Origin of the sequence: Segatella buccae ATCC 33574, assembly GCF_000184945.1 — a bacterium.
In the GTDB taxonomy this organism is placed as follows: domain Bacteria; phylum Bacteroidota; class Bacteroidia; order Bacteroidales; family Bacteroidaceae; genus Prevotella; species Prevotella buccae.
On sequence record NZ_GL586311.1, the window covers coordinates 2,321,123 to 2,343,742 of the forward strand.

Here is a 22,620-nt window from a genome sequence, read left to right on the forward strand (position 1 = left end):
CCAACTGACAGACAAGATCCTTTCTATATATGGATACGCTCGTTATTGTTCTTGGTCCCACCGGTGTAGGAAAAACAGAACTCTGCCTACAGCTTGCTGAACATCTCGGCACTCCTGTCATTAATGCAGACAGCAGGCAGATTTTTGCAGAGCTTCCTATTGGCACCGCTGCCCCATCTAAAGAACAACAACGGTGTGTAAAACATTTCTTTGTCGGCAACCACCATATACAGGATTACTACAATGCCTCCATGTATGAAGAAGATGTTTTAAAACTTCTTCCCCAAATATTCCATTCCCATTCTCACAGAGCCCTCCTCTCCGGCGGCAGTATGATGTATATTGATGCTGTCTGCAAGGGTATTGATGACATACCTACCGTTGATGAACATACACGCACATTGATGAAACAGCGTTTGTCAGGCGAAGGGCTACCCACACTCGTAGCCGAGTTGAAACGACTTGATCCTGAACATTGGGAGATTGTGGATAAAAAGAATCCTCGCCGTGTTATCCATGCCCTCGAGATTTGTCACATGACGGGGAGGACCTACACCTCTTTCCGTACGAATCAAATAAAACGGCGACCGTTCAACATCATAAGGATAGGGCTTGACAGAGACAGGGAAGAACTCTATGAACGCATCAACAATCGGGTGCTCAAGATGATGGAAGAAGGATTGGAAGACGAGGCGAGGGCTTTATATCCCCTTAGAGGATTGAACGCCTTGAATACGGTTGGTTACAAAGAACTATTCGCCTTTTTCGACGGCAGCATCAACCGGGAAGAAGCTGTGCGGCAGATACAGTCCAACTCGCGTCGATATATGCGTAAACAACTCACGTGGTTCAAGCATGATGAACAAATCAGATGGTTTCATCCCGACAATATTAAAGAAATCATAAATTATCTGGACTGTCGCTTGCAGAATGAAATAAATGTGTAATTTTGTCTTATCAGTAGAAACTTTAAAGAAATGAACAAGATAAAGAATTTCTTCAGCCGGTGTTCCGGGATAACCCATAACGCCTGGCTTTGGTATAAAGGACTATACCATGGACGCGCATGGTATGTCAAGACAGGTGTCGCTTGTCTCTCCCTTTTTATAGCATTCTTCCTCTATTTGGGAGCTGTAGACATCAATTTCCTATGGTTGTTCGGTAAATCCCCAGGCTATTTCTCAGGCATCATGCACCCTCAAACAAGCGAAGCATCTGAAATTTACAGTGCTGACGGCAAACTCATTGGAAAGTATTTCAATGAGAATCGCACTCCCGTAAAATACGAAGATGTCAATCCCGCTTTTTTTCATGCTCTTGTAGATACCGAAGACGAACGTTTCTACAAGCATTTCGGTATTGACCCTATCGGCATTTTCGGTGCCATGAAAGATGCTGTATTGCATCATGACGGGCGCGGAGCTTCCACCATCACCCAGCAGTTAGCTAAAAACATGTTCCGTGTACGTTCGCAATATAGTACCGGACTTCTTGGCAAGATACCCGGTCTTAAGATATTGATTATCAAGAGCAAGGAGTGGATCATTGCCACAAAGCTCGAAACGGTTTACTCCAAGAAAGACATCATCACAATGTATGCCAACACCGTTGATTTTGGAGCCAATTCGTATGGTATTAAGACAGCGGCAAAAACTTATTTTAATACAACACCACGCGACCTGACAACCGAGCAAGCGGCTGTCCTTGTAGGTATGCTGAAAGCCACGACCTACTACAATCCGCGGAGCAATCCCAAGAACAGCCTTTCCCGTCGCAATACGGTGCTCAACAATATGATGAAGCATGGTGATTTGTCTCGCACGGCCTGCGATTCTCTATCACAACTGCCCATCAAACTAGATTTCAAAGTGGAGGAAAACTATGATGGACAAGCTAAATACTTCCGCGAAGCTGTTGCCAACTATCTGAAAGACTGGTGTGAACAGGAAGGTTATGATCTCTATTCAAGTGGCTTGAAAATTTACACTACCATCGACACGCGTATGCAGAAATATGCGGAAGAAGCTGCCATCAAGCAGATGAAGAAGGTGCAACAAAACTTCAAGGCACATTGGGGTAATAATGATCCGTGGATTGACGAAAAGGGTAAGGTGATTCCCGGTTTCATTGAAGGCATAGCCCAACGACAACCGGAATACAAGGCCTTGATGGCTCGATTCCCCAATCAGCCCGACTCCATCACTTACTATCTCAATAAGCCTCACAAGGTAAAGCTCTTTGACTACGAAAAGGGCACCATTGAGAAAGAAATGTCGACCATGGACTCTATCCGTTATATGGTGCATTTCATGCATTGTGCCATGGTGGCCATGGAGCCACAGAGTGGTGCCGTTAAGGCCTGGGTGGGTGACATTGACTTCAATTCATGGAAATATGATAAGGTGACAGCCATGCGACAGCCTGGTTCCACCTTCAAACTATTTGTTTATACAGAAGCCATGAACCAAGGGCTCACACCGTGTGACAAACGCCGGGATGAGTATATCTCCATGCAAGTATACGATAAGAACAAGCATGAGAACGTGACTTGGACACCTTCTAATGCCAATGGCTCATTCTCCGGTGACTCCATGCCGCTCAAGAGTGCTTTTGCCAAGAGTGTCAACTCCATTGCCGTGCGCCTCGGGCAGGAAATGGGTATCAAGCGTATCATTACCACTGCACAAGCCATGGGCATCCACAGTCCCCTTGACGATCAACCGTCTCTGGCATTAGGGTCCAGCGACGTCAATCTGTTGGAAATGGTCAATGCTTACTGTGTCGTTGCCGACAATGGGAAACACCATGATCCTGTATTGGTAACGCGTATCGTAGACCATGAGGGCAACGAAGTCTATGTGGGGCCGAAAACCGATGAACAGGTCATCCCCTACAAGAGTGCTTTCTTCATGCAAAAGCTGTTGATGAGCGGCACTCATGATGCCGGCGGCACTTCTGTGAGTTTTTCTTCTGCCGATTACGCCGGTTCTTTCTTCAGAGACACTGACTTCGGCGGAAAAACCGGCACCTCCAACAATCACTCCGACGCTTGGTTCATTGCTGTGAGTCCCAAGCTTGTGGTTGGAGCATGGGTTGGAGGCGAATACCGTAGCATCCACTTCCGAACGGGAGCACTTGGACAAGGCTCCAAGACTGCCCTCCCCATTTGTGGCTATTTCATCAAGTCCGTATTCTCCGACCCGGCATTTCAAGGGTATCACGGAAAGTTTGACAAACCGAAAGACGAGGATATCACAAGCGACATGTATGGTTGTGAAAGCTACTATAAGCCGGTGGTTCGCGACACCGTAAAGGAAGACAGTCTCACTCATGAAGACGAGATACAGCTTGATGCAAACGGCAATCCTATTCCACGCAATCTCATGGAGAGCGTCCAGGGCATCAAGGTGGAAGAACAAAAAGGTGAAAAGAAACGTACTCACCCTACAGAGCAGACAGTAACGCTCGAAGACTTGTAAATCCAGCCTCTCACTTTCTAACAGAATACCGGACAATATCGATACTCCAAAAGACATTGAACCAATAGATCTGGAGAATCCAGAATTGCAGAATGCACTTCAGATCATACAATTTACCCGTCGCTCGCTTTTCCTCACAGGAAAAGCAGGGACGGGTAAATCGACGTTCCTTAGACATATTGCAGCCACCACCAAAAAGAAAAATATTATCCTTGCCCCCACCGGTATTGCAGCCATCAATGTCGGCGGTTCCACCCTCCACAGCTTTTTTAAGCTCCCGTTCCATCCACTACTCCCTACAGACAGTCGCTATTCTCCGCGCAACATTCGCGACACGCTTAAATACAACACAGAGAAAATCAACATTCTGCGCGAAGTGGAACTCATTATCATTGACGAAGTGAGTATGGTGCGAGCTGACATTATCGACTTTATTGACAAAGTGTTACGCATCTACAACCGCAATATGCGGGAACCCTTTGGTGGAAAACAACTTCTTTTGGTGGGTGATATCTATCAACTCGAACCTGTAGTGAGGGAAGAAGACCGAAAGTTGCTATCACCTTTCTATCCCGACAATTTCTTTTTCGATGCCAAAATTTTCCAGCAAATGCAACTGGTAAGCATCGAACTTAAAAAAGTGTACCGGCAAACCGATCCGGTCTTCATCGACATTCTTGACCATATACGCACCAGCCAAATACGTACAACCGACTTAGCATTACTCAACAAGCGCGTAGGAGCCGAACTTAATACCGGCGACTCCAAGCTCTCCATCACCCTCTCCACCCGTCGTGACACGGTGGACTACATCAACCAGCAGCAGCTCGACCTGCTGCCGGGAGAAGCGACACTATTCAGAGGAAGCATCGAAGGCGACTTTCCTGAAAGCAGTCTGCCCACCCCTATAGAACTCTACTTGAAGACGGGCGCACAGATCATCTTTATCAAAAACGACACTGATCACCGCTGGGTCAACGGAACACTTGGCACCGTCATTGGATTTGATGATGACGACGAACCGAAAATATTTGTTCGAACGGAAGAAGGAGACGATGTGTTGGTAGAGCCCGCAGCATGGAGCAACATGCGCTATCATTTCAACGACAAGGAAAAGAAAATAGAAGAAGAGGAAATAGGACGCTATCTTCAATATCCCATTCGCCTGGCATGGGCTATTACAGTACACAAGAGTCAAGGCCTTACATTCAAACAGGTGAATATCGACTTCACGGGAGGAGTTTTCGCCGGCGGACAAACCTACGTAGCCCTCTCCCGTTGCACCAGTCTTGAAGGCATACGTCTCCAAGAACCGCTCCGTGCCTCCGAAGTGTTTGTACGCAACGAAGTCAAGCAGTTTGCCCGCAATTATAATAATCAAGGCGTCATCCATTCAGCCTTACAACAATCCCAAGCCGACAAACAATATTGGGATGCTATTCAAGCTTTCGACCGAGGCGACATGCAACAAGCCCTTGACAACTTTTTCCTTGCCATCCACAGTCGTTACGACATAGAAAAACCGGCAGCCCGCAGGCTCATTCGTCGAAAACTGAGCATCATCAACAGCCTTAAAGAAGAAAACAACCGACTCAAAGAGGAGAAGAAAAAACAGGAGGAATTTTTGAAAACCCTTTCCACCGAATATGTCATTTTAGGCAAAGAGTGCGAGAAAGAGGGCATGCGAGAGGCGGCAGTCAACAACTATAAAAAGGCACTTGAACTCTATCCCACCCATCCTGTAGCCACACGAAGACTTCAAAAACTGACAAAATAGACACCATATCCTTTAAAGCATGTTTTCAAGTTGCCTGACAGCATCAATAAGATCACTTTGAAAGGTCGCATGTTCTAAAAGAAAACCTTTTCTTTCTGCCGCCAACAAGCCATACAATTCCCCATTCATCCCATTAACGTATGTCGCAATGGCCTGCTCAATGTCATCTGCTTGGCCGTCACTCACCATACCGGAATACACCTGCAACTTCTGGTGGAAAAAGCAAAAGGCAGTTTCTACACAGTCTTTAAACATCTTCTCATTTTTATTCATGCGCGCAAAAATAATACATTTCTTTCGATTGGCAGTCTAATCCTTCCTTGTTTTTAATTTCTGTCGGTAGCTTACGATCTACTTACCATCTTTATCTAAAGCCAAAGGATTCTCTCAAATCGACAATACCGGGAATGGTGCATAGCTGTTGCACGGAGTGTGCAAGAACTCCGCTCGCCTTGTGCAAAGCCCATGCACGGATGGTGCAAGTACTTCGCACTAAACTTATTATGTACGCTCGACCATCTTCACTAAATGAATAGCTCGGTTGGCATTATTGAGTTCGATCTTGGAAATCAATATTCCATTCCTATTCGTCAGGTGCTTGACCCTTTCATAGAAAGGGGATTGTAACCACAACAAAACAGAAAGGGCAGGATTCTCCTGAAATGGAAATCCTGCCCCTATATCTATTCATATCATCCGGTATTTTATTCCGGCACTTGGTATTTATTGCCGGTCTCTTTAACCAATTTGCGAGCAAAAGCTGTCGGATAACCGGGCCGAAGGACACGTGAACCAATGCCTTCCGGTGTACGGGTAAAGTGGGCATTATGCTCCGGCTTGACAGCCATGTCGTTGAACTTGACGATAAGATAGACGGCCAATCTTTTCCAACGCTCGAGCATCTGTTGCGCCACAGTATTGCTATAATCATTCAAATAGGCCAGTGCTGCAGCTTTATCATTGCGGTAAAGTGCCGCGGCATGGGCCTCCACTTCTCCCTGACGCATGAAATAGCTTGCTTCAAGACTGTCGCGCACAGCAGCCAACGAAGGGAACATTTGGGAATAGCGGGGATAGACCATATTGCTCACCCAATTACATACCCAATAGGCATTCTTTTCTGAAAAGGTCAAGGCATCGACTCCGGGCGTGTTGTAACATTCGGGCTGTACGGTGTTGCCACAATAAACAGGAGTATAAGCCACCATATTGCCGTCATCGTTTCCGAACCAAAGGATACCACCAATCTCGCGAGGAAGCCATGAACGAAGTTGGGCAACATAGGTAAAACCTGTTTGTTGGGTCGATGTAGGACGCTCGTTGAAATATTTCTTTCCATCAACTTTATACATCAGTGGTGTAGGGCGATAGGGCATCTGCCACACTCCCCCACCTATATCTGTTGAGTCGAGAGCCAACGGTGTGTTCTCATAATGGTCGCGCATACAGGCTTCCACATCCTGTACGCTCAACTTCTTGCTGGGTACGATCCACAAAGGCATGTCTTCCGCATTAGGATCTTTGCCAAGTGCCCAAGGAAGATACCGACTCATATCTTGATAGTGGTTGAAGAAAGCCCAGACACGGGCATCGCAGAAGCGGCGTCCTGAGAAATCTGGCTTAGCGTATGCCATTTTCCACGAGAAGTCAGCATCCGCTCCTTTATACCATCCCTTTTTCCGAGCAAAGGCAACAACATCTTTTGAAAACATGACATTCTGTCTGTCCTTCATGTCAAACTTCCCGATACGACTCTGGTTGGCATGGGCACAAATAGCATCATCGGGAATGCGTTGTGCTACCCACACCACACTCTTTGAACCGGGGCCTTTACCCATCATCTCCATAATCCACGCTTCGTTGGGATCACAGATTGTGAAAGTCTCACCCTCTGAACAATAGCCATAAGTCTGAGCCAAGGTTGTCATCACACGAATAGCCTCACGGGCGGTACGCGACCGTTGGAGAGCCAAATAGATGAGTGAGCCGTAGTCAATGAGACCCGTGGTATCGACCATTTCCTCCCGACCGCCATAAGTGGTTTCACCTATCGATACTTGATATTCGTTGATGTTGCCTATCACATTATAGGTTTCGGCAGCCTCGGGGATTTCACCAAGATAGCGATGGTTGTCCCAGTTTACAATCTTACGCATCGCCCCTTTGTCATGCTTGGCGGCAGGGAAATGACAGAGCCCGATGAACATGCCATAATCATCGGCATTATAACTGCAAATCACAGAACCATCGGCCGAAGCTTTTTTACCCACAATGAAATTGGTGCAGGCTTGACTTACCACTGTTCCTCCTACAAGGAGAATGGCCAGTAAACTGAAAAATCTCTTCATAGTCTTGTCTATTGATATTATTTAATTGTTAGTTATTCTTATGTTGTCTCTTTCTGGGACTAAATAAAGACAATTTGTGAGGTTATTTTAATAGCTGAAATCTGTCTCGTAAATCCGCTTGTTATCGCGATTATCAACAGCCATAAATCTTAAATGATGGAGCTTCCCTGTCTTTCTGATAGGAGTTTCGGTTAAAACACAACGAACCCACGGACTCTTAGGAACTTCATCAAACGATACAAACTTGCCGTCGACATAACCGGCAAAACTCTTTAGCCCACTTTGGTTGTCGGTCATGCCCATGGTGATAACGCCCCCGATGCCAGGTGTTCCCACAGGTCCAACCCTTGGTGCCTCATCATCGTAAGCCAAAGTGTAAGTGGCTCCAAGCTCACGTAGTTTACCGGTAACCCATATTTCCGGTTTCCCATTCTTGTTTTTTACCGTCTGTACCACGCCTCCCATATAACGTTCACTCCCCCACTGGCTCACAACATACAGTTTGGACGGATCCTTGACAGGGGAAGTTGCGCGCAGCATGATATGTGCAAAGCTTAGCAGAGGGTATGATCCAGATTTCAGCCTATAGCTCAAGGAAAAACGGCCGCGGTTCACCGTAGGTTCCAAAACAACATGCTCGGCTAAGATATGACATGGCAACTTAAGTTGCATTCCCGGCAGCTGATAGTTATTATATTTGTCCCAACGAAGTTGGCGCAATGGTTTCACCGGTTTCCGAATAGAAGGTATGCGGGTGGGGGTGGCATGCACCGTGAATGTATAGCGACTCTGATTACCACGAAAATCTGAGAGCAGATACATGACATGATAATCCCGTTCCTCCTTAAAGTCAACCACACCGCGTTGTCCATTAGTCTCAAAAATCGGCAATGACACTCCGGGCAGCAGCCAGCTCCGCATATACCACACATGGCTGCGCAAATAATGCTGATAGTCTCCCCAATAGTTAACCTGTAAATTGTCTTCTACCGGAATTTGGGAGGCATCACTGCAAAAAAACAGATGATTGTCTACATAGAGTTCTATGCGCCGTATGCCATAATTATTATAAGTGGCTTCCATATAGTCGTTGGCCCAGATGCCGAACCCGACTTTCCCCCATGCAGTGAAACGAGTTTGCAGATCATGCCGACCAAATCCAAATACCTGTTTGGCAGATGAACCTCCAAAAACACCTTCACCCTCAATCGGATTCGCCATAAAGCCGTGAGCCTGTGGCGGCATGCCGTCTTTAACCTCCTGCCCGATAAACATAAGTGGATCATGCATGCTCCATGTAAGATTGTCATGGACTTCCAAATGCAGATGAGGGGCCTGAGAAGAACCCGTATTGCCACTAAACGCAACGAAATCTCCCTTTGCCACCGGCAACTCACCGGGACTAAATCGGAAAGTACCTACGCTTTGCTGCTGAATATATTGATGTTTCCGCAACTGAGATATTATGCGAGAAGAAAAACACTTGAGGTGGCAATAAACGCTTGTATAGCCTTCCGGATGATGGATGTAAAGTGCATTTCCAAAACCGAAAAGCCCAATGGTAATCTGACTGACATATCCATCGCCAATGGAATAAAGTGCCTTGCCTTCCACCTGACCGGTCTTGATGTCTATCCCACCATGAAAATGATTGGGGCGTGGCTCGGCAAAGTTGCCGGCCAACTCTATATTATAATGGACAGGCGACCCAAATATGATTTGAGATGCCATGAGAAAACCCAGCAGCAAACCCAAATCAACAAGCCTTAAAACTCATATCCAACCCCTTCACACTGTGTGTGAGGGCACCCACGCTCACAAAATCAACACCCTGTTCGGCATAGTCACGAATAGTTTCAAATGTAATACCGCCCGATGATTCTGTCTCATAGCGTCCTGCAATAAGTTCTACGGCTTTCTTCGTGTCGGCAACGGTGAAGTTATCAAGCATAATGCGAGTCACTCCGCCACAATCAAGCACTTGTTGAAGTTCGTCGAAATTACGCACTTCAATTTCTATCTTCAGGTCGAGTTTTTTTTCTTCCAAATATTTATGACAACGAGTTATTGCCCGCGCTATACCACCGGCAAAATCAATATGATTGTCCTTGAGCAAAATCATATCGAAAAGACCTATACGATGATTCATGCCTCCTCCAATCTTTACGGCTTGTTTTTCAAGCATACGTAAACCGGGAGTCGTTTTACGAGTGTCAAGTACATGGGTGTGAGTACCCTTGAGACGCTCTACATATTGATGGGTGATGGTTGCGATGCCACTCATACGCTGCATAATATTAAGCATCAGGCGCTCTGTTTGTAATAATGAGCGTGTTTTTCCACTCACAATCATGGCTATGTCACCCTTCTTCACAGCTGCTCCATCACTTATAAGCACTTCTACCTGCATGGTAGGATCGAACCGATAGAACACTTTCTTAGCCATTTCAACACCGGCCAAGATGCCGTCTTCCTTAATGAGAAGATGGCTTTTGCCCATTGCCTCTTCGGGAATGCAACACAAAGTGGTGTGATCACCGTCACCGATATCCTCTGCGAAAGCAAGATCTATCAATTTATCCTCCAACTGGTCTACTGTCAACATAATACTTTCATTTAATATTTGATACTAAAAAGATGATGGCAAATACATATATGTAATCTACATAACTTTATTAAATTATATCAGACAAGCCGCTTTCCATGAAGAAACACATAAAGTCCCCCATCGCTGTCATATCTCAGTTCGGCTCTACCGCCCAACCATTCTGTCATAGGTAATTCACCCTCAAACTTGAAATAAGTTGTTACATAACCATTTTCAAGTTCTACCACAGCCTGCTTTATCATTTCCCCGGTTGTGGTGATCACCTCATGAAATCCAATCCTCCGCTTTTGAGACATCAATGTACAGGTTGTAGATTACCTTGCTGTTCAGAAACCCGATTTATCGCTTTATCAGTCGGAATATCATGCACCGGCTGACTACCGGAAGATGAATCAGCTGTACCAAACGGAGTTTTAGAAGGTTCCGGGGTATCATGCTTGACATGCATTCGGATAAGGCGAATATTCTGGAGCACCAGCAGACGCATGGATGGTGACTTGGCGTCACCGGCACTCCCATTCCCTAAAAGAAAAAATCCACGTACTTCCTTTATCAACAAATTATCACGATCTTCGACAGACAACACATAATGTTGGGTGTTGGATACATGCAACATTTGACTGGCCACACTGTCATTGGCAAATTTAACTGCAATAACAGCAATGCCATCCCGCATACCGGACTGGAATAAGAACTGGGCATCAAACTCCAAATTCAAACGGTCGCCTTTATGGAATGCGGAATCAGCCTTAAACGAAAAAGAGGAAGAGTTATAGGGAATCTGCTGTGACAGCACCATAGCCCGGCTGCCGGGCCAAATATTCGCAGTGTCGCCCTTGGTGCCTTGCGCCCCGTAAATATTGATATCGCTTGCCGAAGCTCCCAAAGACAAGGCCTCATCGGAGAGACGTTCAGAAAGATTTTCATAAATGTCATGCAAACGATCTATATGGCGGGTATAATAGACCATAGATGAATCAAACTCCGCCTCCGTAATCCCATATTTCTTATAAACTGCATCTAAATAGACGCGCTGGGTGACAGCACGGTCGGATGAGTTATCGGCCATAGCCATAGTCAAATGATAGTCATACAGTATATCTTCCATCTCCCCCGGTGACAGATATTTTGAGGGAACTGACGGCTTACAGGACACAAGAACAAAAGCAAGTGTAAGCCCTAAAAGCAGAATATGGAAAGAGAGATACTTCCTAACTATCATACTTCTGTTTTCTTTTCATTACTTGTATTGTAACCTTCACCATTCATATTTCCCGCATCCGCTGGTGTAGCTACCTTTCTATTACTGTCTGAATTGCCAAGTGTAGCCAATTCCGGTCGGCAAAAAAGCAATAAGCAAAGCGTACCGACAGTCACGCACGAATCAGCGAAATTAAAAATGGGATCAAAGAAACTGAATTGCTTTCCTCCGCATAGGGGAAGCCATTCCGGTAAGGTTGTGGAAAAAAGCGGAAAACTAAACATATCAACCACCTTCCCCATCAAGAAAGACTGATAACCAGACCCAAACGGAACCGTATAGGCAACATAATAAGGAGAAGAAGCACTGAAGACAAGGCCATAAAACATGGAGTCTATCATATTGCCGATGGCTCCGGCTAATACAAGGGACAGAAAAACTATATACCGCAAACGAACACCGACTTTGATACGACCTATAAGATAATAGCCAATCAGCACAATGGCAACTATCCTAAAAAGGCTAAGCACGAGCTTGTTGAAAAATGTCATACCCCATGCCATACCATTATTTTCAATGAAAGTAATGTGAAACCAATCGGTAATAATAAATGAATCGCCAAGGCACATGTGCGTCTTCACCCATACTTTGATCACTTGATCAATGATGAGTGCAACGAGTATAATTGCCAAGGAAATCCATGCGGTTTTCTTTTTCGTCATCATAAATACTTCAAAAAGGAGAGAGAGCATACGCCCTCTCTTTCTTAATGTTTGCGTGCATTCTTAGATTCTACACTCAGCGTAGCATGAGGTACGATGCGTAAACGCTCCTTGGGAATCAGTTCTCCCGTAATGCGGTCTATACCATACGTCTTGTTCTGAATGCGGATCAGTGCCGCTTCCAAACCTTTGATAAACTTCTGCTGGCGTTGGGCCATTTGGATGAGTTCTTCTTTTGACTGCGTCGTACTTCCTTCTTCCAAGGCTTTGTAGGTAGGAGATGTATCCACAACATCATTGCTATTGGCATTGGTTAGCTGTGCCATCATCTCTGTATAGTCTCTACGCGCCAATTTCAGTTTATCATTGATGATTGAGCGGAATTCCTCCAACTCTTCATCGCTGTAACGTGTTTTGTCTGCCATAAGTTTAGATATTAATTATTAGTGAATAAAGTAATAGCCTATGCTGTAAAGCACTTTCAATCGGCAGCAACCACATTGTTGCCGCCAACCGATATTATACAGCATTTATCCCTTTTTCTCAACTTTTATGTTGAGTTTGAAATCATCAAATTCGACCTCTGCACCATCATTTTCGGCCACATTGATAGCATCTGCAAGCACCTGTGTCCTAATGTATTCGCCAAAGGAGGCTATAGCATCATCAACCTGCTTGTTGGAAGCAACCGTGACAATGATGCGATCCGTAATTTCCAGTCCATTCTCTTTACGAAGATTCTGAATACGGTTAATCAACTCTCGGGCCATTCCCTCCTTGATCAGTTCGTCAGTAAGCTCTACTTCAAGAGCTACTGTAAGATTGCCATCATTGCTTACAAGCCATCCGGGAATGTCTTCACTGATTATCTCCACATCTGCTACCTCAACGGTTGCAAGCTGGCCTTCCACCTCAATGGTGATATTCCCCTGACGTTCAAAAGTCGCTATTTGGTTTTGGTCAAGGGTATCCATCTTGGCAGCCACCCCCTTCATAAGTTTGCCAAACTTCTTGCCCATCACACGGAAGTTGCACTTTACCTTTTTTACTAAAACACCTTGGCCTCCAACAAATTGCAACTCTTTTACATTCACCTCATTTTTGATAAGGTCAGCAACAGCCTCAATGTGAGCCTTTTGGTCAGAATCGACAGCAGGAATCATAATTTGCTGGAGTGGTTGGCGCACTTTGATATTGACCTTACGGCGCAGAGCAAGAGTCATTGAAGTAATCTTTTGCGCCATGCCCATACGTACTTCGAGATCTTTATCCACTATAGCTTCATCGGCTACAGGGAAGTGATCCAAATGAACACTCTCCATCTTGCCACCCAAATCATGATAGAGCTGGTCGGCGAAGAATGGTGCAAAAGGAGCAATTAACTTGCTGACAGTCATCAAACAGGTATAAAGGGTTTGATAGGCACTCAGTTTGTCTTCGCTCATCTCCTTACCCCAGAAACGCTTGCGATTGAGACGGACATACCAATTACTCAAGTCATCGTTGACAAAGTTGTCTATCAACCTGCCTGCACGAGTAGGATCGAAGTTCTCAAGCTCCGTCTCTACTCCCTTGACGAGGGTAGATAAGCAAGAAAGAATCCAACGATCTATTTCAGGACGTTTGGCCAAATCTACTTGGGAAGCCTCCGGATCAAAATTATCTACGTTGGCATAGAGAGCGAAGAAGCTGTATGTATTATACAAAGTGCCGAAAAACTTGCGACGCACTTCATCAACGCCATTCGGATCGAACTTCAGATTATCCCACGGTTCGGAATTGGTCATCATATAGAAGCGCACGGGGTCAGCTCCATACTTTCCGATCATTTCAAACGGGTCGGTAACATTACCTACATGTTTGCTCATCTTATTGCCTTTGGCATCAAGTACCAAGCCTGTAGAGATAACATTCTTAAAGGCTACAGAACCGAAAACCATTGTGGCAATGGCATGGAGGGTGAAGAACCAACCGCGTGTTTGGTCTACCCCTTCATTGATAAAATCGGCAGGGTAGAACTTGGGCGGAATGGGCATTCCGTTATAACGGCTCTCCACCATTTCCTGACGGTCGGCTTCAGTACCATGCTTCATCTCTCCCTCAAAAGGATAGTGAAGTTGGGCATAAGGCATGGAACCGGAGTCAAACCACACATCAATGAGATCAGTCTCACGATACATTGGTTTTCCAGACTCGTTTACAAGGACAATATTATCCACATACGGACGGTGGAGATCTATCTTATCATAATTTTCTTGGCTGTAATCTCCCGGGACAAAACCTTTTTCTTTCAGCGGATTACCGCTCATAACACCCGCTGCCACACTTTTTTCTATCTCATCATAGAGTTCCTGAAGACTCCCGATACACTTCTCGCCGCGTTCTTCATCACGCCACACCGGCAACGGGGTTCCCCAAAAGCGGCTACGGGAAAGATTCCAGTCGTTGAGATTTTCAAGCCAATTACCGAAACGTCCGGTACCGGTAGATTCAGGTTGCCAACGAATGGTTTTGTTGAGTTCAACCATCCGCTCTTTACATGCCGTATCTTTGATAAACCAAGAGTCAAGAGGGTAATAAAGGATAGGCTTGTCCGTACGCCAACAGTGGGGATAATTATGCACGTGCTTCTCTATCTTAAAAGCCACCCCTTCCTGCTTCATCTCCATGCAGATGACGATGTTAAGGTCTTCAGCCTTTTCACTGGCTTTCTTGTCCCACACACCATCCTTGTTAAATTCGGGTGCATAAGCATTCTTCACATAGTCTCCGGCATGATGCCCGTAGGCTTTCTCATCCATGCAGACAGTTACGAAGTTGTGATCAAGTTCGCTAAGCTCGTAATATTTTCCCTGCAAATCAACCATCGGACGGGTTTCCCCTTTCTTGTTGATAAGAAAAAGACTGGGAATATTAGCTTCTCTCGCAACTTTGGCATCATCTGCACCGAAGGTGGGAGCAATATGTACAATGCCCGTACCATCTTCTGTGGTCACATAATCACCGGAAATTACACGAAAAGCCTCACTCTCCATCTCAACGAAGCTATCTCGTCCATCCTCACTCGTAAATACCTTATTAGTATGCTTTTGCGCATACTCCTGAACAAAAGTAGCTGCCAAATCATCTACTTTTTCGCATGGCTTGACCCAAGGCATGAGTTGGGCATAATGCAAGCCCACAAGCTCGCTCCCTTTGTAACGACCAATAACCTTGAACGGTACTATTTTTTTCTCCTTGTCGAAATCAGGAAGCTTACCCTCTTTTATCTCCTGTTCCGGATTGAGATAGGCACTCACACGACTCTCGGCCATGATTAGTGTCATTGGAGTGCCATCATAAAGATTGTAAGTCTGTATGGCAACATAATCAATCTTCGGACCTACACAGAGTGCTGTGTTTGAAGGCAGCGTCCAAGGAGTCGTTGTCCAAGCGAGGAAATAGGGTTTGCCCCATTCTGTCCACTCCGTACGCGGATCCTTAATAAGGAATTGTGCCGTAACGGTGGTATCTTTCACATCGCGATAGCAACCCGGCTGGTTGAGTTCGTGAGAGCTGAGCCCCGTACCGGCCGCAGGCGAATAAGGTTGGATGGTATAACCCTTATAAAGTAACCCTTTGTTGTAAAGCTGTTTGAGCAACCACCACAAAGTCTCAATATACTTATTGTCGTAAGTGATATACGGATGATCAAGATCTACAAAGTAGCCCATCTTTTCCGTCAGCGAACGCCATTCGGCCGTGAACTTCATCACGTTCTCGCGACAACGGCGGTTATATTCCTCTGTGGAAATATATTTTTCTGAAGCCTTGTTATCAATGTCTTTCTTTGTTATGCCGAGTTCTTTCTCCACTCCAAGTTCAACGGGCAACCCGTGGGTATCCCATCCGGCTTTACGGTGAACCTGAAACCCCTTCATGGTCTTATATCTGTTGAAAGTATCTTTAATTGAGCGAGCGAGCACATGGTGAATTCCAGGATGACCATTGGCCGAAGGAGGTCCCTCAAAGAAAACAAACTGAGGGCATCCGTCACGTTCATCAATGGATTTGTGAAAGATATCCTTTTCCTCCCACTCCTTCAAAACTTCATTGTTGGTCTGTGTCAAATCAAGACCATTATGCTCGGCAAATCTCTTAGCCATATATCTTATTACTTTATTTATATGCTTTATTAGTCCGCAAAGATAGTAAAAAAATATCAGTAGGCAAAATCTACAATAAACTTTCTGCCTCGGCTAACCATATTGCCGAGGAAGCATCACTTGGCATACGCCAATCGCCACGTGGAGAAAGACTTACATTCCCCACTTTAGGACCATCGGGCAGACAACTACGCTTAAATTGTTGACTGAAGAAGCGTCGCAAGAAAACAACCAACCATTTTTGGACAATAATCTCATCATAAACACCTTCAAAAGCCCGACAAGCCAAGAAGAAAAGCTTTTTGGGGCGAAAACCAAAACGCAGAAAATAATAGAGGAAAAAGTCATGAAGCTCATAAGGGCCTACAAGATCTTCCGTTTTCTGCCGGATCTCTCCGGATTCGTCAGCCGGAGTAAGTTCAGGACTGATAGGGGTATCTACTATATCAAGCAAAGTCACACGCGACTTTTCGTCAACACCACTCTCGGCCACATAGCGCACCATGTGTTGAATGAGCGTTTTGGGAACACTGGCATTAACACCATACATACTCATGTGATCACCATTGTAGGTAGCCCATCCCAAGGCAAGTTCAGAAAGGTCACCGGTCCCTACAACAATTCCGCCCAGTTCATTACTCAAATCCATGAGAATTTGTGTTCTTTCGCGAGCCTGTGCATTTTCATAAGTCACATCATGGACGGAAATGTCGTGTCCTATATCTTTAAAATGTTGTTCAACTGCATCTGCAATGCTAATTTCCCGTATTGTCACACCAAGACTTCCCATCAAGGTAATGGCATTACGATAAGTCCGATCTGTAGTACCGAAGCCCGGCATCGTCACGCCGATAATATCCTTACGGTTCATCCCCAACTTGTCAAAAGCCTTGACACAGACCAGCAGAGCCAACGTGGAATCAAGCCCACCGCTAATACCCAAAATCAGATGCTTAGCACCTGTATGAACGATACGTTTAGCCACCCCCATGAGTTGGATGTTGAATATTTCCTCACAAGTAACTCCCATTTCTGCCTCATGGGGGATAAAAGGATGGGCATCTATCTCACGTTCCAAGACAAAGTCGCGCCGATTGAAAGGAGCGAGCATTTCAATATTATGAACGGAATACCTACCACTCCGAATGGCATATTTCACATTCCGCTGGGCATTGACATAAGTAGAATTAGTACGACGCTCAGATCGCAGTTTCTCTATATCTATCTGTGCTATACGCATCTGTGGTTCAAGGGAGAAACGTTCGCCTTCGGCTATAAGAGAGCCATTTTCATAAATCAAGGCATTCCCTCCGAAAACCACATCCTGCGTACTCTCACCAAATCCACAACTGCTATAAATATACCCTGTGATCGTACGGGCACTTTGTTGGGCCAACAAACTTTTTAAGTAAGTATGCTTCCCGCTCAGTTCATCACTGGCAGAGAGATTGAATATCAACTCGGCACCCGCCAAGGCAAGTTTATTACTTGGTGGAGCCGGAGCCCATACATCCTCACAGTTTTCTACTCCAAACTGTGCACCTTCGGAAGTAATAAAAATCTGCGGATCGGGAGTAACCGTGATGCGGTGACCTGCAAACCGGACAGTTGTCTCACGCAGATCTTGGGCTGAAGCAAACCACCGCTTCTCATAAAATTCACGATAATTGGGCAAATATGTTTTGGGAACAAGTCCAAGTATCTTGCCATGCTGGATGATTGCAGCACAATTTAGAAGCAGATCTCCGACAACGACAGGAAGTCCGACAATAGAGATAATGTCAAGTTGACGAGTAAAGTCAAGTAACATCATCATTGCTGTTTCTGCAGACTCAAGCAGCATTTGTTGAAGAAACAGATCCTGACACGTATAACCGGTTATACAGAGTTCCGGAAACACAATAATCTCCACCCCTTGCCCTTCTGCCAGTGCTATCTGGCTTTCTATCTGTCTGGTGTTGAACTTCACATCGCCTACCTTTACCGAAGGTATGGCCGTTGCAACCTTAATAAAGCCGTATTCCATTTTAACCAATATGTTATTTCACTGTAATCTGTGTCGCTCCGTAACCATATTCTTGAAATGAAGCATCCTGATAGGCATAACCTTTATATCGATAGTTCAGCTCATGGATAAGTGCATGGCGCAATACTCCTTCGCCTTTACCATGAATGAAAACGACACGCATACCTTTTTTGCCTTTAAGTCCATCCAGGGTCTTTTTGAAAACATCCAACTGGTAATGCAGAATATCAGCGGCATTCATTCCGGCCGTGGTTTCCAACAATTCTGTTGCGTGCAAATCAACAACAAGGGTACCATCGTCCTTTACCCGTTTCTGTTTCCGTGAGTCGGTTACAATTTTGTCCTCTTTATACATTTGTTCCTTCAGACGCTTGGAATCCACAACAAGCGGCCGAGCGATCTTATCGTTTTCTACAATGGTAAACAACAAAGCCGGTTGCTCGAAGAAATCATTTTCTTGGAAGGTATGAAGTTTGTAAAACTTCACCGGATCAACACGAAACTGAACGTCTGTTACCGGTTTAAGCAGAAAAGTCCTTTCACGCTTAAACGCTGTAAACTGGATTGTTATGCGTCCAAGTTCGTTCAAGGCTTCACGACCGAACTCTTCTAAAAACAATTTAGTATTCGGCTCGACTTCCCCTTCGCCTCTCAATGTCCAAGCATTTCCCTCTGCTACAAGATAGCTGAAATGAATGGAATAGTTACTGTCATTGACAAAATAAGTCTCAAATCTGGTATTGGTTATCTCCTTGACATCTACCGGTACAAAGGCCAGATAAGCTGACAATTTATTTCCACCCTGTCGCTCTTCTGCATGGGAGCGGAATGTCACTTCACGGTCAGCCGGATCGTAATCATCAACCTCCATGCTGATTTCTTCGTGACCTTCCGCTAACTTGGCCTTAACGCTTTTGCCGTCGCTAAGTAGCCCCTCTTCGTGACGCTGCATGGCTTCCGCTTGTGCATCCATCTTTGCAGAGACCATCTTCCCCATGCTGTAATCATCAGTATTTACTACGACGACATCACGGATAGAAGTAGGAATTTGGAAACCATCCTCGTCTTCAACCAGAACAATATCTTTTCCTTTAAAACCGGCAATCTTACCACCACCGGTCTCACTTAGAAACCTTACAGTATCCCCTATTTTCATAATCGTATTTTTTAATTCTTCACTATTGAGTGAGAATAATGTTCATAACCCCACCTTACCATGAGCTCCGTCACAAGGTGTTAGCTGCAAAAGTAATGCTTTTAGTTCACACAGACAGTGCTTTTACCATAACTTTTTCTTGAAAATGTTTCTTTTTCATCTTTATTGACAAGGAGCCCATTCAAAAAGATAGTCAAGCCCATGATACATAGATATTCTCATTATAGTTTATCAAGATGTCTCTTGGGGAGCTACCATGTGACTTTAAACCAATATCATGGAATGAGCAGACTGCTGTCTCCATAGCTCAAAAAACGGAAGTCATGCTTCAAGGCATAGTCGTAGACCTTCTTCCAATCCCCCTTCAAAAATGCACTGACTAGAAGGAGAAGTGTGCTCTGCGGTTGGTGAAAATTGGTAATGAGCATCTTCACGATCTTATATTCGTAGCCGGGTGCTATGATTATTTGTGTACTTGAATGCAGGGCCTCCAAACCATTACGATCCAAATATGATAGAATGTTACGAATAGCTTGTTCCGGCGTTATACCTTCCACCGTCTTTCCGTTTCTCCCATTGTCATAAGGATCCCATTGGCCAACATGCAAGTCTTCTTCCGAAGCCTCCGGATGATGTTCCAAGTAGAGACCTATATAATAAAGGCTCTCCAATGTGCGCACACTGGTTGTCCCCACTGCTATGGCCGAACATCCATATTCAAGTAACCGTTCAAAGGTGTGCCGATGCACCACAATATATTCCGCATGCATTTTATGCCCTGCAATCTCCATGCTCTTCACCGGTTTGAATGTTCCCGCACCGACATGGAGCGTCACTTCATCACGCACAATGCCATGCCTATCTACATCGGCAAGCACGTCATCGGTAAAATGAAGACCGGCCGTGGGAGCAGCCACACTGCCCTTTATCTTCGAATAGACTGTTTGGTAAGTCGTTTTGTCGCTCTCCTGCGTTGCACGGTTAAGATACGGGGGAATAGGCAGCTCACCGACAGCCTCAAGAATCTCGGCAAAGGAGACCTGCTGATTGTCCCAATCAAAATCTACCCAATAGTTGGTTCCACCGCCATGTACCGTCATGTTTTTTTGTCGGTCATCAAGCTGTTCATCACGCAACATGGTAGCCGTAAGGGTAAGACGATTTCCCTTAATATCAAAATTCCGACGGAGCATCCCCTCTTTCCACTTTTTCAAATTGCCTATCATACACAGCCAAGAGCAATGGCCTGACGTCTGAAACATCAGTTCATAGTCAGTGGGCATCGCCGGCTCCATCAGAAAGACCTCTATCAATGCTCCCGTTTCTTTTCGAAAATGCATACGAGCCTGAATCACCCGCGTATTATTAAACACCATCAAAGCCCTGTTCGGTAAGTGGTCGGTAAGGTGGTAGAACACATCTTCCCCCACTTCACCATGTTTATAGAGCAAAAGCTTAGAATGGTCTCTTGGAACTATAGGGAACTTCGCTATGCGCTCCTCAAGAAGTTCATAATTATAATCACTGATTCTAATATGTTTTGTTTCCATTTTCTGTTATTATACGATTAAACTTTTAATCAACGCATACATACATGTGAGTACAATGGTAGTCACAACCATGTCTATGCCGGTAAAGTCGTAACCCGAAGGCGTATATTGTGTGGATACATAAGTGGAGTCAGGCGATATTTTCTGATAGGTCCGCAAATAGGCATAATAAGCAAGGCTTCCGGAAATACTTCCCCACAACAATCCTACAAGTATGTCGAAAGGATAATGAGCACCAAGGTACAAACGCGTCCAACAGTTGATCAACGACCACCCTATCAGAAAGCAACTGAGCATACGGGATCTGACCAACAAGCAAAAAAATATGGCCAACGACATTGTGTTAGAAGCATGTGCCGAGAAGAAACTAAAACCGTCAGGGCGATAATTCCCCACGACATCAAAGGTATATCTCCATATAGGGTCATTGCATGGACGAAAGCGTGCCACAAGGGGTTTCACAACACCATCGGCCATACCATCGGATAGAAAGAGACAAAAAGCTACACTTGCCATTACCAAAGTTATCTGCCGCATCGTCTCATTGTTTTTCATCACAAGATAGAAGAGAACCATATAGAGCGGAAGCCATGTCAATCCTGATGTGAGTGTCATTGCCACTCCATCCAAAACTTGGGAATTGCTTCCATTAAACCAGTATAACAGTTCTCTGTCAATACTCATCCAATTTTCAATGGTCATACTCCATAAACTTTATTCACCGTCAACTTCTATCTTGCAAGCACAAGAAGAAAAGATTTCATTCTCGGTTATCCCTTTCTAAGACACTCCAAACTTCTTGCTTTGTCCGCCTTTTCATCAGATTTTCTCTATCTGCGAAGCCGGAATCCATCCTTCGCGACCATCCGCAAGCCGAATGCCACGCCAGTCTTTCATCCCTTCATCCGTAATATTCACCTTGGTGCCTTCATGAATGACAAACTGATCTGTCCCGTTATCTGTAGGGGTTTTCTTCACTACTGCCGATGGCACAATCACAATGGCACCTGTGCGGCACGTAAGTTCCTTATATTGCTGATAGGCAAAAAGATTACTAAAAATGAAGAGGAAAAATAAGGCCAATCCCATGAAAAAACTTAGTTTTCTCATCCACACCCGCGGAGAAAAGAGGTAGACCAAGGCAAGCAATAAAGCAATCATGATGGACAAAATAGCACAACATGCCCATCCGTCAACACTGGTATAATTGACAAGTGTCTTGTACCAAGTCACAAAAAACATCTCACTTTCAGGAGTTATTTTATCAATCGTTTTGGATCGGGCAAACTCGAGGTTGAAACGGATATCTGCATTACCCGGTTGCATCAACATGGCACGCTCATAGTTGAGTATGGCTTTTGTTATATTGTCAAGCCGGAAATAAGCGTTTCCCAGATTGTAATATATATCTGCATTCGCACCACTACGCAATACCTCCTCATAGTCTTTTACCGCTTGCTGATAATCTCCCTTGGTATATTCAGCATCGGCATTTTCCTTCGTAACAGCCCGCACACCGGATGACAAGCCCAGCATCAATATCAGCAATGTTGCGCTTTGAACCACCCACATGGCCCTACGTGTCCATTGATATTTATCTCGCTTCAT

The 22,620-nt window shown here is 45.0% G+C and carries 17 protein-coding genes; 3 read left to right on the forward strand and 14 right to left on the reverse strand.

Annotated elements, in window-relative coordinates; genetic code table 11:
- Positions 1-29: 29 nt before the first annotated feature.
- The 3 genes from miaA (at position 30) to HMPREF6485_RS09130 (ending at position 5,256) form a co-directional block, all read left to right on the forward strand.
- Positions 30-947: a tRNA (adenosine(37)-N6)-dimethylallyltransferase MiaA gene (gene miaA, locus HMPREF6485_RS09120; protein ID WP_004346122.1), complete on the forward strand. Its 918-nt coding sequence runs from the start codon at positions 30-32 to the stop codon at positions 945-947.
- Positions 948-977: 30 nt separating this feature from the next.
- Positions 978-3,479 carry a transglycosylase domain-containing protein gene (locus tag HMPREF6485_RS09125; protein WP_004346123.1) on the forward strand — a complete coding sequence of 834 codons (2,502 nt, stop codon included), beginning with the start codon at positions 978-980 and terminating at the stop codon, positions 3,477-3,479.
- An 85-nt stretch (positions 3,480-3,564) separates the two neighbouring features.
- Positions 3,565-5,256, forward strand: coding sequence for an AAA family ATPase (locus HMPREF6485_RS09130; RefSeq protein ID WP_004346124.1), 1,692 nt, complete (start codon positions 3,565-3,567; stop codon positions 5,254-5,256).
- 12 nt (positions 5,257-5,268) lie between these two features.
- On the opposite strand, the gene HMPREF6485_RS09135 is transcribed toward HMPREF6485_RS09130, so the two are convergent.
- The 14 genes from HMPREF6485_RS09135 to HMPREF6485_RS14480 all read right to left on the reverse strand — a co-directional run bounded on the left by HMPREF6485_RS09135 (position 5,269) and on the right by HMPREF6485_RS14480 (position 22,620).
- Entirely contained in the window at positions 5,269-5,529 is a 261-nt protein-coding gene (locus HMPREF6485_RS09135; protein ID WP_004346125.1) for a hypothetical protein, read from the reverse strand.
- A gap of 431 nt (positions 5,530-5,960) precedes the next feature.
- Positions 5,961-7,604: a dipeptidase gene (locus HMPREF6485_RS09140; RefSeq protein WP_004346127.1), complete on the reverse strand. Its 1,644-nt coding sequence runs from the start codon at positions 7,602-7,604 to the stop codon at positions 5,961-5,963.
- 87 nt (positions 7,605-7,691) lie between these two features.
- Entirely contained in the window at positions 7,692-9,359 is a 1,668-nt protein-coding gene (locus tag HMPREF6485_RS09145; RefSeq protein WP_004346129.1) for a M23 family metallopeptidase, read from the reverse strand.
- 1 nt (position 9,360) lies between these two features.
- Positions 9,361-10,209, reverse strand: a complete 849-nt coding sequence (gene nadC, locus HMPREF6485_RS09150; RefSeq protein ID WP_004341866.1) for a carboxylating nicotinate-nucleotide diphosphorylase — start codon at positions 10,207-10,209, stop codon at positions 9,361-9,363.
- Between the two features lie 80 nt (positions 10,210-10,289).
- Positions 10,290-10,454 carry a hypothetical protein gene (locus tag HMPREF6485_RS09155; protein WP_248622272.1) on the reverse strand — a complete coding sequence of 55 codons (165 nt, stop codon included), beginning with the start codon at positions 10,452-10,454 and terminating at the stop codon, positions 10,290-10,292.
- A gap of 53 nt (positions 10,455-10,507) precedes the next feature.
- A complete protein-coding gene (locus tag HMPREF6485_RS09160) occupies positions 10,508-11,434 on the reverse strand; it encodes a DUF4296 domain-containing protein (protein ID WP_004346133.1) in 927 nt (308 codons plus the stop codon).
- Complete coding sequence (locus HMPREF6485_RS09165) at positions 11,431-12,165, reverse strand: lipoprotein signal peptidase (protein WP_004346135.1); 735 nt, start codon at positions 12,163-12,165, stop codon at positions 11,431-11,433. Before HMPREF6485_RS09165 ends, HMPREF6485_RS09160 begins: the two co-directional genes overlap by 4 nt.
- Before the next feature lie 14 nt (positions 12,166-12,179).
- Positions 12,180-12,560, reverse strand: coding sequence for a TraR/DksA family transcriptional regulator (locus HMPREF6485_RS09170; RefSeq protein ID WP_004341862.1), 381 nt, complete (start codon positions 12,558-12,560; stop codon positions 12,180-12,182).
- 105 nt (positions 12,561-12,665) lie between these two features.
- Positions 12,666-16,280: an isoleucine--tRNA ligase gene (gene ileS / locus HMPREF6485_RS09175; protein WP_004346137.1), complete on the reverse strand. Its 3,615-nt coding sequence runs from the start codon at positions 16,278-16,280 to the stop codon at positions 12,666-12,668.
- Positions 16,281-16,350: 70 nt separating this feature from the next.
- The gene (locus tag HMPREF6485_RS09180; protein WP_004346138.1) at positions 16,351-18,306 is read right to left on the reverse strand and encodes an NAD(+) synthase; all 1,956 of its coding nucleotides are present in this window, start codon (positions 18,304-18,306) and stop codon (positions 16,351-16,353) included.
- A gap of 13 nt (positions 18,307-18,319) precedes the next feature.
- Positions 18,320-19,462 (reverse strand): DUF2027 domain-containing protein, encoded by a 1,143-nt coding sequence (locus HMPREF6485_RS09185; RefSeq protein ID WP_004346139.1) that lies wholly within the window; start codon positions 19,460-19,462, stop codon positions 18,320-18,322.
- Positions 19,463-19,737: 275 nt separating this feature from the next.
- On the reverse strand, positions 19,738-21,012 hold the full coding sequence (locus HMPREF6485_RS09190; RefSeq protein ID WP_004341858.1) for an S-adenosylmethionine:tRNA ribosyltransferase-isomerase: 1,275 nt from the start codon (positions 21,010-21,012) through the stop codon (positions 19,738-19,740).
- Positions 21,013-21,021: 9 nt separating this feature from the next.
- The gene (locus HMPREF6485_RS09195; protein WP_004346140.1) at positions 21,022-21,714 is read right to left on the reverse strand and encodes a phosphatase PAP2 family protein; all 693 of its coding nucleotides are present in this window, start codon (positions 21,712-21,714) and stop codon (positions 21,022-21,024) included.
- 117 nt (positions 21,715-21,831) lie between these two features.
- Entirely contained in the window at positions 21,832-22,620 is a 789-nt protein-coding gene (locus HMPREF6485_RS14480; RefSeq protein WP_004346141.1) for a tetratricopeptide repeat protein, read from the reverse strand.

Bases quoted from the DNA above. Each gene is read 5' to 3' on its own strand.
- HMPREF6485_RS09135 (WP_004346125.1), bottom strand. From the start codon at position 5,529: ATGAATAAAAATGAGAAGATGTTTAAAGACTGTGTAGAAACTGCCTTT.
- HMPREF6485_RS09195 (WP_004346140.1), bottom strand. From the start codon at position 21,714: ATGACCATTGAAAATTGGATGAGTATTGACAGAGAACTGTTATACTGG.
- HMPREF6485_RS09140 (WP_004346127.1), bottom strand. From the start codon at position 7,604: ATGAAGAGATTTTTCAGTTTACTGGCCATTCTCCTTGTAGGAGGAACA.
- miaA (WP_004346122.1), top strand. From the start codon at position 30: ATGGATACGCTCGTTATTGTTCTTGGTCCCACCGGTGTAGGAAAAACA.
- nadC (WP_004341866.1), bottom strand. From the start codon at position 10,209: ATGTTGACAGTAGACCAGTTGGAGGATAAATTGATAGATCTTGCTTTC.
- HMPREF6485_RS14480 (WP_004346141.1), bottom strand. From the start codon at position 22,620: ATGAAGCGAGATAAATATCAATGGACACGTAGGGCCATGTGGGTGGTT.
- HMPREF6485_RS09170 (WP_004341862.1), bottom strand. From the start codon at position 12,560: ATGGCAGACAAAACACGTTACAGCGATGAAGAGTTGGAGGAATTCCGC.
- HMPREF6485_RS09180 (WP_004346138.1), bottom strand. From the start codon at position 18,306: ATGGAATACGGCTTTATTAAGGTTGCAACGGCCATACCTTCGGTAAAG.
- HMPREF6485_RS09155 (WP_248622272.1), bottom strand. From the start codon at position 10,454: ATGATAAAGCAGGCTGTGGTAGAACTTGAAAATGGTTATGTAACAACT.
- ileS (WP_004346137.1), bottom strand. From the start codon at position 16,280: ATGGCTAAGAGATTTGCCGAGCATAATGGTCTTGATTTGACACAGACC.
- HMPREF6485_RS09125 (WP_004346123.1), top strand. From the start codon at position 978: ATGAACAAGATAAAGAATTTCTTCAGCCGGTGTTCCGGGATAACCCAT.
- HMPREF6485_RS09185 (WP_004346139.1), bottom strand. From the start codon at position 19,462: ATGAAAATAGGGGATACTGTAAGGTTTCTAAGTGAGACCGGTGGTGGT.
- HMPREF6485_RS09165 (WP_004346135.1), bottom strand. From the start codon at position 12,165: ATGCTCTCTCTCCTTTTTGAAGTATTTATGATGACGAAAAAGAAAACC.
- HMPREF6485_RS09160 (WP_004346133.1), bottom strand. From the start codon at position 11,434: ATGATAGTTAGGAAGTATCTCTCTTTCCATATTCTGCTTTTAGGGCTT.
- HMPREF6485_RS09190 (WP_004341858.1), bottom strand. From the start codon at position 21,012: ATGGAAACAAAACATATTAGAATCAGTGATTATAATTATGAACTTCTT.